General features: G+C 66.1%; 10 protein-coding genes. 9 read left to right on the top strand and 1 reads right to left on the bottom strand.

Annotation, left to right across the window (positions count from 1 at the left end; translation table 11 throughout):
• Positions 1–139: 139 nt before the first annotated feature.
• Entirely contained in the window at positions 140–883 is a 744-nt protein-coding gene (locus GOACH_RS13660) for a TetR/AcrR family transcriptional regulator (protein ID WP_005175597.1), read from the top strand.
• A gap of 95 nt (positions 884–978) precedes the next feature.
• The gene (locus GOACH_RS13655) at positions 979–2,178 is read left to right on the top strand and encodes a DUF5685 family protein (protein WP_040518704.1); all 1,200 of its coding nucleotides are present in this window, start codon (positions 979–981) and stop codon (positions 2,176–2,178) included.
• A gap of 10 nt (positions 2,179–2,188) precedes the next feature.
• Here the strand turns inward: GOACH_RS13655 and GOACH_RS13650 are convergent, their stop codons facing one another.
• Complete coding sequence (locus GOACH_RS13650) at positions 2,189–2,980, bottom strand: dioxygenase family protein (protein ID WP_005175594.1); 792 nt, start codon at positions 2,978–2,980, stop codon at positions 2,189–2,191.
• 189 nt (positions 2,981–3,169) lie between these two features.
• On the opposite strand from GOACH_RS13650, the gene mfd reads away from it, so the two are divergent.
• The 7 genes from mfd (at position 3,170) to cysC (ending at position 13,221) form a co-directional block, all read left to right on the top strand.
• Positions 3,170–6,760, top strand: a complete 3,591-nt coding sequence (gene mfd / locus GOACH_RS13645; RefSeq protein WP_005175592.1) for a transcription-repair coupling factor — start codon at positions 3,170–3,172, stop codon at positions 6,758–6,760.
• Complete coding sequence (locus GOACH_RS13640; RefSeq protein WP_005175590.1) at positions 6,757–6,948, top strand: hypothetical protein; 192 nt, start codon at positions 6,757–6,759, stop codon at positions 6,946–6,948. The genes mfd and GOACH_RS13640 overlap by 4 nt, the downstream gene beginning before the upstream one ends.
• A complete protein-coding gene (locus GOACH_RS13635; RefSeq protein WP_005175586.1) occupies positions 6,945–7,838 on the top strand; it encodes a nucleoside triphosphate pyrophosphohydrolase in 894 nt (297 codons plus the stop codon). The genes GOACH_RS13640 and GOACH_RS13635 overlap by 4 nt, the downstream gene beginning before the upstream one ends.
• 122 nt (positions 7,839–7,960) lie before the next feature.
• On the top strand, positions 7,961–9,448 hold the full coding sequence (locus GOACH_RS13630) for a sulfatase family protein (RefSeq protein WP_005175584.1): 1,488 nt from the start codon (positions 7,961–7,963) through the stop codon (positions 9,446–9,448).
• Between the two features lie 94 nt (positions 9,449–9,542).
• Positions 9,543–10,331: a trehalose 2-sulfotransferase gene (gene stf0 / locus GOACH_RS13625; protein ID WP_005175581.1), complete on the top strand. Its 789-nt coding sequence runs from the start codon at positions 9,543–9,545 to the stop codon at positions 10,329–10,331.
• On the top strand, positions 10,328–11,275 hold the full coding sequence (gene cysD, locus GOACH_RS13620; protein ID WP_005175578.1) for a sulfate adenylyltransferase subunit CysD: 948 nt from the start codon (positions 10,328–10,330) through the stop codon (positions 11,273–11,275). The genes stf0 and cysD overlap by 4 nt, the downstream gene beginning before the upstream one ends.
• Positions 11,275–13,221, top strand: a complete 1,947-nt coding sequence (gene cysC / locus GOACH_RS13615) for an adenylyl-sulfate kinase (RefSeq protein ID WP_005175577.1) — start codon at positions 11,275–11,277, stop codon at positions 13,219–13,221. The genes cysD and cysC overlap by 1 nt, the downstream gene beginning before the upstream one ends.
• The last annotated feature ends 185 nt before the right edge of the window (positions 13,222–13,406 follow it).

The following is a 13,406-nucleotide window of genomic DNA, read 5'->3' as shown; positions in this document are numbered from 1 at the left end:
CGTGTCGTGTCACGTGCGACGATCGCGTCGAGTCACGTTTCGGTCACGGTGAGCGAAAGTCGCGGCGCCCGCAGCGGTTGAGCATCGTGATCAAGCCGTGGGTGTCGAAGATGGCGGCCCCGTCTCGTAGGCTGGCCTCATGGCTGTCAGCCGTCCGGCGAATTCGAGCACAGGTGAGGTCAAGCGCGCGCCACGCGCACGAATGACCGGCGCCCAGCGGCGGCTGCAACTGATCGAGGTCGCGCGCGGACTGTTCGCCGAGCGGGGCTTCGAGGGGACGTCCATCGAGGAGATCGCGCAACGCGCAGGGGTGTCGAAGCCGATCGTCTACGAGCACTTCGGCGGCAAGGAAGGCCTGTATGCGGTCGTCGTCGACCGTGAGATGGAAACGCTGCTCGCGATGGTCACGGCGTCGTTGTCCCAGAACCGCTCGCTGTACCGCATCCAGCAGGTGGCGTTGGCGCTGCTGACCTACATGGAGGAACGCACCGACGGATTCCGCATTCTTGTGCGCGGAGACAGTGCGTCGTCAAGCGAGAACGCGACGTATGGCAGCCTCCTCAACGACGCGATCAGTCAGGTCGAGCACATCCTTGCAGGCGATTTCGAAGGGCGCGGGTTCGATCCGAAGCTCGCTCCGCTGTACGCGCAGGCGCTCGTCGGCATGGTGTCGGTGACGGCGCAGTGGTGGCTCGACGTCCGCGAACCGTCGAAAGAGGTTGTCGCGGCGCATCTGGTCAATCTGTGCTGGAACGGACTCACCCGCCTCGACCCGGATCCGGAACTGGTGGGTCCGCACTATGTCGAACCCAAGGAGCGCACGGTGGCCGACGCGGCGTCGCGTCCCGAGTCGGCGCGAGATACTCCCGCCGAGCCGGAGTAGCAGCCGACCCCGCTCCGATCCGTCCGTTCGGAGACCATCGCGCACACGAATGACCCTGCTGTGGTGTGAGCGGTCGATTGTGTTGAAATCGGCGGGTGTTCGGACTACTCACACCTTGCCGTCACACGATGCCCGACGAACTCCTCGCGCAGTGGCGGGCGCACCTGTGCGGGCTGTGTCTGTCGTTGCGCGACAATCACGGTCACGCCAGTCGGCTGACCACCAACACCGATGCGGTGATGCTCTCGATTCTCGTCGCCGCCCAGCGCGACACCCCGCCGTCGTCGACGCGCGCAGGTCGCTGCCCATTGCGGGGAATGCGGACTGCCGAGGTTGTCGCCGTCGACGAGCCCGGAGTGCGGCTGGCCACCGGGGTCTCGCTGACCCTTGCGGCAGGCAAGGCGGCCGACGTCGTCGAGGAACAGCGATGCGGGTTGGCTCCGGTGTCTCGGACACGACGCATGGTGGCGGGCGGGGTCTCCGGGGCATTGCGCACCCGCGCCGTCGACGATGCTGACGTCGCGCGGCTGCTCGACGTCGATTCCATGCTCGCGCAATTGTCGGGTCAGGCCACGGTCGAATCGCGGTCGCGAGACCTCGACGAGCTGACGCGCGCATCGTCGGAGGCCGCGTCGCGTGTGTTCGCGGCGACGGCCGACATCGCTTGCGTGCCCGGCAATCGCGAGCATCTCGCGGCGATGGGGGCCGATTTTGGGCGGCTCGCGCACCTCATCGATGCGATCGACGACCTCGCCGACGACCGCGAGCGCGGGACGTTCAATCCGCTCGACGCGTCGGATACCACGGTCGATGACGCGCGCGCCGAATGTCGACTGTTGGCTCGAGCGATCGCGCGGCGCTACGGCGCTCTCAGATTGGTCGACGACCGGCTGCTGCGCGTCGTGCTCCTCGACGGGGTGCGGCATGCGGTGCGCCGCCGTATGCCACACCGTGTCGCCTGTGCGCAACATCGGTCGTCGGGTGTCGGCTCGTCCTCGCTCCCAGCTCAGCAAGCGCTACCGGATCAGCAACCGTCACCGCCGTCGGACTACCCGGAGAACTGGCCCTTTCCGCCGCCTTTTCGACCGAATCGGCCGTTCCACGAGCGTGTTCTGCCGTTCATGGGCAACACCTGTTGCGGGCCCGCGTGTTTCGCCAACCACTGGAATCACTGCTCGGACACGTGGAAGCCCGCCCTATGCGAGTGCGATGACTGTTGTGACTGCGACGAATGTTGTGATTGTGGTGACTGCTGTGACAGTTGTGATTGCGGTGACTGCTGCAGCTGTAATTGACGCGATGGGCTCAGGTCAGCACCAGCGACCGCTTGGCCAGGCCCATCCAGAAGCCGTCGATGACCTGATCGGCTCGTTGCTCAGGATCGTCACTGGCACCGAGCGCGACGAACAGTGGCGCGAAGTGCTCGACCGTGGGGTGCGCGTACGGCATTCCAGGGGCCGTCCGTCGGAAATCGATCAATGACTCGACGTCACCCGCGGCGAAGCGTTCGTGTGCCCACGCGTCGAACTCCTCGGACCAGCTCGGGGGCGTGGCATCGGGGGAGGGGTCCGTCAGATAGGGGAGCCCGTGAGTGGTGAACCCTGATCCGATGATGAGCACGCCCTCGTCGCGAAGCGGGGCGAGGCGACGCCCGAGGTTTAGCAACTGTGCGGGATCGAGGGTGGGGAGCGAAATCTGGAGCACCGGAATGTCTGCCTCGGGATACATGACCGTCAACGGCACGTAGGCGCCGTGATCGAGACGGCGGTGTGCATCGCGGGCGATCGCCGTTCCGTCGGGCATCATCGCCGCGACTCGGTGCGCCAGGTCGGGGGCGCCGGGTGACCAATAGGTGGTGCGGTAGAAGCGTTCGGGAAATCCCCAGAAGTCGTAGGTCAGGGGAGTGTTCGGATCGGTGGACCCGATGGTCAGGGGTGCAGCCTCCCAGTGCGCCGACACGATGAGGATCGCGGCCGGACGGTCGAGTGTGGTGGACAGCTCGGTGAGCTGGGAGACCCAGCGTTCACTGTCGACGAGCGGTGGTGCGCCGTGGCTGAGGAACAGCGTCGGCTGGCGGGTGGAATCGGGGGCTGACATGCGATCATCGTATCAAACGGACTGTGGTCCGGTTAAGTTTCGGGACCGATGGCCGCGGTTGGTCGGCGCGACCTTCGGTACGCGGTGCCCCGCCGCGGACGAACCGGGTCGACGGAGCGGGTCGATCAGCTCCTCCGCTGTCCAGTCGGCCCGGGACCGGCGTCTGAGCTGTGCCCTAGAATTGCCGAAGTGTCGTCAACTCCCGCCCTTCACGGACTCGCATCCCTCGCCTGCGCGGACACGAGCATCGCGGCACTGCGCAACCATCGCGACGATCCGCAGCTCGCGATCACTGCTCCCGACGCCGCCCGACCTTTCGTGGTCAGCTGTCTGTCCGAGGTCGCTGCCACGCCGGTGCTCGTCGTCTCCGCGAACGGACGCGAGGCCGACGATCTGAGTGCCGAACTCCGCGAACTCCTCGATGATGAATCTGCTGTCGCACAGTTCCCGTCGTGGGAGACGCTCCCGCACGAGCGGCTCTCGCCGAGTGCCGAGGTCGTCGGGCAGCGGCTCGAAGTCCTGCATCGTCTGGCGCACCCGGGCGACTCGCCGCTGCGCGTGGTGGTGACCACAGTCCGGTCACTGGTGCAGCCGATGGCGCCGGGGCTCGGCGAGATACGGACGATCACGTTGCGCGAGGGCGTCGAACTCGACTTCGACGCCCTGCTCACCGATCTCGTCGAGATGGCCTATGAGCGTGTCGACATGGTCGGTCGGCGTGGCGAATTCGCCGTCCGCGGCGGCATCCTCGACGTTTTCCCCACCACCGCCGATTTTCCGGTGCGCGTCGAGTTCTGGGGTGACGAGATCACCGAGATGCGGGCGTTCTCGGTGGCAGATCAGCGAAGCCAGCCCGAGGTCGACGCGTCGGTGGTCATGGTCCACCCCTGTCGCGAGTTGCTGCTGACCCCTCCCGTTCGCGAACGCGCGGCCGAACTTGCCGTCGAGAACGCCGACGACCCCTCGCTGGTCGACATGCTCACCTCACTCGCAGAGGGCATTCCGGTGGCCGGCATGGAGGCGCTGACACCCGCACTCGTCGACGGCGAGATGCAGTTGCTGACCGAGGTGCTTCCCGCCGGGACCCGCGTGCTCGTGCTCGATCCCGAGAAAGTACGCACGCGCGCAGCCGATCTCGCCCAGACCGGAGCCGAGTTCCTCGAGGCGTCGTGGAACGCCGCCGCGATGGGAGCCACGGCGCCCGTCGACACCCGCGAGATGTCGGGTCCGACGGGAATCGACCTGCAGGCCAGCGCCTATCGGCCCCTCGACGACGTCGAGAAGGCGACGGTGGCGGCGGGGCGCTCGTGGTGGACGATGAGTCCGCTCTCGGCGGGCTTCGGTGAAGAATTCGAACTCGACATCACTCCCGGTCCGATGCCACACGGAGACGACGAGGAGATCCGGATCGTGTTTGCCGGGTTGCGCGCACACGTCACCGGCGGCAATACCGCAGCGATCGTGGTCGCGGGCAAGGGAACCGCGCAGCGCGTGTGCGAGCGCCTCTCGGATGCCGAGGTGCCGCATGTGCTCGCCGAGGAGGGAGCGCGACCCGAGCCGGGGACCGTCTCGGTGTTCAACGGCACGCTGCGCCACGGGATCGTCAGTCCCAGTGCGGGACTCGTGATCGTCACCGAAACCGATCTCACCGGCAACCGCGTCGCCACAGTGCGCGATGGCAAGCGGTTACCTGCCAAGCGTCGTAACCAGGTCGATCCGCTGGCACTGACGGCCGGTGATCTCGTCGTCCACGATCAGCACGGCATCGGCAAGTTCGTCGAGATGATCGAACGCACCGTCTCGGGCGCGCGCCGTGAGTATCTGGTGCTCGAGTATGCGGCCTCCAAGCGGGGCCAACCCGGCGACCGTCTCTACGTACCGATGGACTCGCTCGACCAGTTGTCGCGCTACGTCGGCGGCGAGCAGCCGTCGTTGTCGAAGCTCGGCGGCTCCGATTGGCAGAACACGAAACGCAAGGCGCGCAAAGCGGTTCGCGAGATCGCCGGTGAACTGGTTCAGCTCTACGCGGCGCGTCACGCAGCGCCCGGCTACGCCTTCAGTCCCGATACCCCGTGGCAGCGTGAGATGGAGGACGCGTTCGATTTCACCGAGACAGTCGACCAGATGACGGTCATCGGTGAGGTCAAGGACGACATGGAGAAGCCGGCCCCGATGGACCGCGTGATCGTCGGCGACGTCGGCTACGGCAAGACCGAGATCGCGGTGCGCGCGGCGTTCAAAGCCGTGCAGGACGGTAAGCAGGTCGCGGTCCTGGTGCCGACAACCATTCTCGCGCAACAACATCTGCAGACCTTCACCGAGCGCATGGCCGGTTTCCCGGTGCGCATCCGCGGGCTCTCGCGTTTCACCGATGCCAAGGAGTCCCGCGAGATCATCAAAGAGATGGCGCAGGGCGAAGTCGACATCGTGATCGGGACCCACCGCCTGTTGCAGACCGGTGTGACCTGGAAAGACCTCGGCCTGGTGATCGTCGACGAGGAGCAGCGGTTCGGCGTCGAACACAAGGAGCACATCAAGTCGCTGCGCACGCATGTCGACGTGTTGACGATGTCGGCGACGCCGATCCCGCGAACGCTGGAAATGTCGATGGCAGGTATCCGAGAGATGTCGACGATCCTCACTCCGCCCGAGGAGCGTCATCCCGTACTCACCTACGTGGGGGCCTACTCGCCCAAACAGGTGGCCGCGGCGATCCGTCGAGAACTGTTGCGTGACGGGCAGGTCTTCTACGTCCACAACCGGGTGTCGACGATCGACAAGACGGCCCGCGACATCGCCGCCATGGTGCCTGAGGCGAGAGTCGCTGTGGCACACGGACAGATGAACGAAGACCAACTCGAGCGCACGGTCGCGGGGTTCTGGAATCGCGATTTCGACGTGCTGGTGTGTACCACCATCATCGAGACCGGTCTCGACATCTCCAACGCGAATACCCTGATCGTCGACCGCGCCGAGAATCTCGGCCTGTCACAGCTGCATCAGTTGCGTGGTCGCGTCGGCCGCAGTCGGGAGCGCGGTTACGCCTACCTGCTCTACAGTCCCGAGAAGCCGCTCACCGAAACGGCGTACGACCGGCTGGCCACCATCGCGCAGAACAACGAACTCGGCGCGGGGATGGCCGTGGCGCTCAAAGATCTCGAATTGCGTGGCGCCGGTAACGTTCTCGGCGCCGAACAGTCCGGACACGTCGCCGGCGTCGGATTCGACCTCTATGTGCGGCTCGTCGGGGAGGCGGTCGAGGCCTACCGCGCCGCGGCCGACGGTCAGCCTGTCTCGTCGTCGGAGTCCACCGAGGTGCGTATCGATCTACCCGTCGACGCGCACATTCCGGTCGAGTACGTCGATTCGGATCGTCTGCGACTCGAGGCATATCGCAAACTGGCGTCGTCGACCTCCGACGACGAGGTCGACGGTGTGATGTCCGAACTCACCGACCGCTATGGTGAACCCCCGGAAGAGACGAGGCGGCTCGCGTCCATCGCCAAGCTGCGCCTGCTCGCGCGTGAGCGCGGAGTCACCGAGGTCGGTGCGAGCGGCACGAGCGTGAAGATCGCCCCGCTTCCGCTGCTCGACAGCGAGCAGGTCCGACTCAAACGCCTGTACTCGTCGGCGTCGTTTCGCGCGACGACATCGGTTGTCACGCTACCGATTCCGAGGACAGGCGGCGTCGGATCAGCGCGGCTGCGCGACGACGAGCTCATCGAGTACCTCGCAACCTTCCTGCGTACGATCAAGCCGGTCGAGCGAGTCGGGGAATGAGTGCGGCCATGGTGTTCGACGCGCATTTCCACATCATCGATCACGCTTTTCCCGTCGTCGAGAACAACGGGTTCCTGCCCGGGAAGTCCGCAATGCCCGACTACACCGAGCGCACGCGCGGACTCGGGATCGTCGGCACCAACGCCGAAAAGCTCTACGGTGTGACCACAGAGCGGGAGCCACGATGACTGTGGTCGTGATCGATCCCCGCAGACCCGACGTGATCCCGCTCGCGGCGCGACCGGTGCTGGCGGGCACGGTGCTCGTGACCGAGGACGTACCCGCATCGGTCCTGTGGGAACTCGACGCGTTCGAGCCGGCCGTCGTGGACTCAGATCCGGCGCTCACCCTGCTCACGACCGACCCCGCCCATTCACTGGTGCGCGCCCGGATCACTCAGGGTGACAGGGTTATTCAGGCGTCCACGGCATCCGGAAGTGAGTTGCTCGACGCTGTCGCATTGATGGATACGCTGCGTCGCAACGGACCGTGGGAATCCACGCAGACACACGCCTCCCTGCGCCGGTACCTCCTGGAGGAGGTCTACGAACTGCTCGATGCCATCGACGGCGACGATCAGGAGAATCTCCGTGAGGAGCTGGGCGATCTGCTATTGCAGGTGTTATTCCACGCGCGCATCGCGGCCGACGATCCGGTGGCCCCGTTCGATATCGACGACGTCGCCCGCAGCTTCACCGAAAAGGTGCGCGGGCGTACCCCTGGCGTCCTGTCCGGCGAGCACGCCGACCTCGAGACGCAGATCCGCGAGTGGGAGGAGCGCAAGGCCGCGGAGAAGCAGCGAGGTTCGGTGCTCGACGGCATCGCGACGACTGCACCCGCCCTCGCGCTGACCCAGAAGGTCCTCGAACGGCTGACGGCCGCGCACTATCCGACCGAGACCATCGACCCGAACGTGCTCACCGTCACGGTCGAGGCGAACGACGACAGCGTCGAAGCTGCTGCTCGTGCCAGGACCCTCGCCCTGATGGCGGAGGTCCGCGCCGCCGAAGCGCAGGCCAAAGCCGACGGCGTCGTACTCGACACGCCCGCGGCATGGGCATCCGTGCTCGGTGACTGAGGGCGCCCAGGTTCCACTCACACTGATTTCATCCCGGATCACCGGTGCGGCGTGCCCCGGCGGTGACGCCAGGAGGTCAGACCCCTCACCACGTGCGGAAACGTCGGGTGCATCATGGATGGATGCCTTTCGACAACTCAGGCGGCCTCGGCGGCGCTTCGAACCCGACGCGGGAGAACGTCATCTTCGTGCACTGGCACGACCTCGGACGTCATCTCGCATGCTATGGGGCCGACGGTGTCGAGAGTCCGAACATGGATGCACTGGCCTCCGAGGGGATCCTGTTCACCGACGCCCACGCCACGGCACCACTGTGCTCGCCTGCGCGCGGCTCGCTGTTCACCGGCCAGTATCCGCACCACAACGGACTCATCGGTCTCGCTCATCACGGATTCGAGTACCGCGATGGTGTACGAACGCTTCCGTCGCTGCTCGGCGATGCCGGCTACCGCACGGTGCTCTTCGGGATGCAGCACGAGAGTTCCGATCCGCAACGGCTCGGCTTCGACACCGTCGACGTCTCCGACTCGCGCTGCGACCACGTGGTCGCGGAGTCACAGCGATGGTTGCGCAGGTATGTCGAGACCTCGTCGAATGAACAAGCGCCACAACCTTTCCTACTGACGGCAGGCTTCTTTGAGACGCACCGGCCCTACCCCGTCGACGAGTACAAGCATCCGGACACCGCGGGTATCGAGGTGCCCGGCTTCCTTCCCGACACCGACGACGTCCGGGACGATCTCGCCGGGCTGCACGGCAGCATCGCCAAGGCCGACGCGGCAGTGGGTCGCCTGCTCGACACCGTCTCCGACCTAAGTCTCGACGACACCACCTGGATCGTGTTCATCACCGACCACGGACTGGCCTTCCCCCGCGCGAAGTCGACGCTGTACGCGGAGGGCACCGGCGTTGCGCTGATCGTCCGGCCGCCGAGCCGCCGTGGGATCGAGCCCCGAATCTACGACGACCTCTTCTCCGGCGTCGACCTCACTCCCACGGTTCTCGATCTGCTCGGTATCGTCCCGCCGCCCGAGGTCGACGGCGTGTCGCACGCGCCCGAGATCACCCGCCACGAGCACGGCCCGATTCGCGGTGCGGTCTTCACCGAGAAGACCTATCACGACGCCTACGACCCGATCCGCGCGATTCGGACGAAGCGGTACAGCTACATCGAGAACTACGCCCATCGTCCGGCTCTGCTGCTGCCGCTCGACATCGCCGACAGTCCGTCCGCGCGCTCACTCGACACGTCGGTCATCACCGCGGACCGCCCGGCCGTCGAACTCTACGATCTCGGGCACGATCCCTTCGAGCGCACCAACCTTGCCGACGACCCGAGTTATGCGCAGGTACGGGCCGAACTCGCCGCGCGGCTGACCCAATGGCGTGCCGACACCGCCGACGCCCTGCCCGACGAGACCACGGGAACCGCCATCGCCGATGAGTTCATGACCCGGTACTTCGAGCAAGCGGACGGAACACCCGCGGATGAACAGGCACTTCCGTCGCGGCGCCCGCTGGGTCGGGAGCGTGATCTCACTGGTGAGTTGCGGCGCGGGGAGCTCGACGGCGACGCCCGCGACGCCACCGGAACCCAGAGCGCGCGGTGATGACGCACATGCCCGGGATTTTGTAAAGGGTTTCCGTCTCCTGGCGTCTAAAATCCCAGGTTGCGGCCGGTTTTTGCCTGGTTACACTGAGCGGGTGCCGCCAGTCGACAACTATCTCGTGTGCGCCAGTCAGCGCAGCGGGAGCACGCTGCTCGTCGAATCGCTCGCCGCAACAGGTGTCGCGGGAACCCCAGAGGAGTTCTTCCAGGAGTTCCCGTCGTCGTGCCATTCGCCGCAGCCCCGAGAGTGGTTCGCCGAAACCGACGACCCGGAGATCCTCGGCCTGCTCGCCGAGGTCGACGACGGCGTGGTCGACACCCGGAGCTTCGCGCAGTGGCGAGCGGACGTCCTCGCCGAGGGACGCTCGGCGAACGGGGTCTGGGGCGGAAAGCTGATGTGGAACCAGGTGCCGCTGCTGATCACCCGAGCCCGCGTCGGCTCCGGTTCGTTGCGCACCGCCATCCGCGTGCTCCTCGGAGCCGATCCGCTCTACGTGCACGTCTATCGCGACGACGTTGTGCCGCAGGCCGTCTCGATGTGGCGGGCGGTACAGACGCGTGTGTGGCGGCACGACGGCGGGGCAGAAGACACCGACACCGCGGTCTACCGTGCGGAGGGTATCGCGCATTTGGCGGGAATCCTGTTGCAGCAGGAACGATCCTGGCGCGAGTGGTTTGTGAGCGAGGGAATCGAGCCACTCGACATCGAGTTCGGGGAGCTCACGAAGGATCCGTCGGGCACCACGTCACGGGTACTCGCCGCGTTGGGTCAAGATCCTGCGCTTGCTCCACCTCCTCCGCTGAAACCACAGTCCAATGCCCGTTCCAAGGAGTGGGTCGAGCGGTACCGCGACGACGCGGTTCAGAACGGATATCCCCAATGACCACACATGTCGAGACCAGCGCCGACATCGACCACGTGTCGGCGCTGCGGGTGCTCGAGTCCGAGGCCGTGCACATCATCCGCGAAGTGGCCGCAGAACTCGAACGCCCGGTGCTGTTGTTTTCCGGAGGTAAAGACTCGATCGTACTACTGCGCCTGGCGGAGAAAGCATTTCGTCCGCACCCACTCCCGTTTCCGGTGCTGCACGTCGATACGGGTCACAACTTCGACGAGGTGATCGAGTTCCGCGATCGTCGCGTCGCTCCGAGCGTCGACAATCCCGACGGGATCAAGCTCATCGTGGCGTCGGTTCCCGACGCCATCGCCGCGGGACGCATCGCGGAATCTACCGATCCGTCGGGTTCGCGAAATCGACTGCAGACACGTGTGCTCCTCGATGCGCTCGAGGAGGGACGATTCGACGCCGCGTTCGGCGGTGCCCGACGCGACGAGGATCGGGCGCGCGCCAAGGAACGAGTATTCAGCTTCCGCGACGAGTTCGGTCAGTGGGACCCACGTGCTCAACGCCCCGAACCGTGGTCGCTCTACAACGGCCGGATTCGGCGGGGCGAGTCGGTTCGTGTGTTCCCGCTGTCGAATTGGACCGAGACCGACATCTGGCGCTACATAGAACTCGAGAGTCTCGAGCTGCCTTCGATCTACTTCGCCGCTCAGCGTGAGGTGTTCAACCGCGACGGAATACTGCTCACGGTGTCGCCCTACTCGCAGCCCGATTCCCCCGATGACGTGAGTACCGAGTGGGTCCGCTACCGCACCGTCGGTGATTTGACGATCACCGGGGCTGTGCGGTCGCAGGCGAGCACCATCCCCGAGATCATCGACGAGATCAGTGCCGCAACGGTGTCCGAACGGGGGGAGACGCGCGCCGACGACCGGACATCGTCCGCCGCCATGGAGGATCGCAAACGAGAGGGTTACTTCTGATGACCGACACCGTGACCCGTGAACCCTCCGAGGAGTCGACGCACGCGAAGTTGGCCTCGGCCGCAGCGGATGTGACGCCCCGGCGGCAGATCTTGCGCCTTGCGACCGCGGGCAGCGTCGACGACGGCAAGTCGACGCTGATCGGTCGTATCCTGCATGACACCGGTTCGCTGCCCACCGACCACCTTGCTGGAGTCACATCCGACGACGGCGACATCGATCTGGCGGCACTCTCCGACGGCCTGCGGGCCGAGCGGGAGCAGGGCATCACCATCGATGTGGCCTATCGGTTCTTCTCGAGTCCGACTCGCAGCTACGTGCTCGCCGACACCCCGGGGCACGAGCGATACACCCGCAACACGTTCACCGGGGCGTCGAATGCTCACGTCGCGGTGCTACTCGTCGATGCCCGAAAAGGCCTGCTGCGGCAGACTCGTCGGCATGCGCGTATCGCCACGCTGGTGGGTGTCCCGCACATCGTCGCAGCGGTGAACAAGATCGACCTCGTCGACTTCTCGGCCGAGCGGTTCGCCGAACTGACCGCAGAGCTCGACGAGCTCGCGACGAATGTCGGCGCCGCGGAGATCACCGCGATCCCGGTCGCGGCCAAGCTCGGCGACAACGTCGTCGATCGGTCGCCGAACACTCCGTGGTACACCGGTCCCACGTTGCTCGAGTATCTGGAGGCCATCGAGCTTCACGCACCCAATCCCGTTGCGCGCGAGCTGCGTGTACCCATCCAGTGGGTGTCTCGGCCGGGGCCCGACGGCAGACGCAGCTATACCGGGCGGGTGGCCGCGGGAACGCTCGACGTCGGAGACCCGGTCGTCGTGCTGCCTTCGGGCTCACGCACCACTGTGACCGCGCTCGACACCCTCGACCCTGACCGGCCCACTGCTGTTGCGCCGCTGTCGGTGTCGGTTCAACTCGCCGACGACATCGACGTCGGCCGAGGCGACGTGATCGTGAGCGGACTCGACGACGCGCACCTGCCCGTGGCGGCGCGTGAACTGCTCGCGACGGTGTGCTGGTTGTCGGAGACTCCGCTGCATGCCGGCGACCGCGTGGCGCTCAAGCAGGGGGCATCGACGGTACGTGCCACGGTCCAGGCTCTCGAGCGCAAGCTCGATCCCGAAACCCTCCTCGAACAGGTGGGGCCATCGGAGTTGGCGCTCAACGACATCGGGACGCTGACGCTGCGGACATCGTCGGTGGTCGTAGCCGATCCTTACGCGGCCAATCGCGACACCGGTGCGTTCATCCTGATCGACGAGGCCTCCAACGACACGGTGGGCGCCGGAACGATTCTCGAACCACGCGAGGTGATTCCGGGCAAGGCGACACGCAACGACATCAAATGGCACCCGAGCGCGCTGAGTCGAACCGAGAGGTGGACCAAGACCGGGCAGCGCGGAGCGACAGTGTGGCTCACCGGCCTACCTGCTTCCGGCAAGTCGACCGTCGCAGTGGCGCTCGAACGTGAACTCGTCAACCGCGCCCGCGTCGCCTACCTCGTCGACGGCGACAACATCCGACACGGGATCTCCGACGATCTCGGCTTTTCTCCCGGCGACCGTGCCGAAAACATCAGGCGGGTGGGGCATCTCGCGCGGCTGTTCGCCGACGCCGGGGTGATCGCCATCGCGTCGATGGTCTCGCCGCTACGGTCCGACCGTGAGATCGCACGCGAACTGCACGCCGCCGCCGACCTCGACTTCATCGAGGTGCATGTGTCGACGCCGGTCGGGGAGTGTGAACGACGCGACCCCAAGGGGCTCTACGAACGCGCGCGGCGCGGAGAACTCAAGGGACTCACCGGAGTCGACGCCCCCTACGAGAAACCCGAGAACCCGGATCTGCGTTTCGACACCACCGGTGCCGACATCGCCGAACTCGCCGGCCGCGTCGTCGACGAGCTTGTGCGCCGAGGCGTCCTGGCCGAGTGATCTCGACAGGCTCGATTAGCGGGTAGGACTGCGGCCGCGGCGCGGGGGAGGCGGCCCGGGAGCGCGGGAAGTGGGGGAAGGGTTTCTTCCGTGGGTTGTGTGCCTTTCCTCGGGATGTGTCGCGGGGAAGGGTCGGGAAGTGGGGGAAGGGTTTCTTCCGTGGGTTTCTGCGCGGGGGTCCGGGG

It is taken from the genome of Gordonia aichiensis NBRC 108223 (genome assembly GCF_000332975.1).
GTDB lineage: Bacteria > Actinomycetota > Actinomycetes > Mycobacteriales > Mycobacteriaceae > Gordonia > Gordonia aichiensis.
The sequence above is the reverse complement of the archived record's forward strand: the minus strand, read 5'-3'. Positions and strand labels throughout refer to the sequence as shown.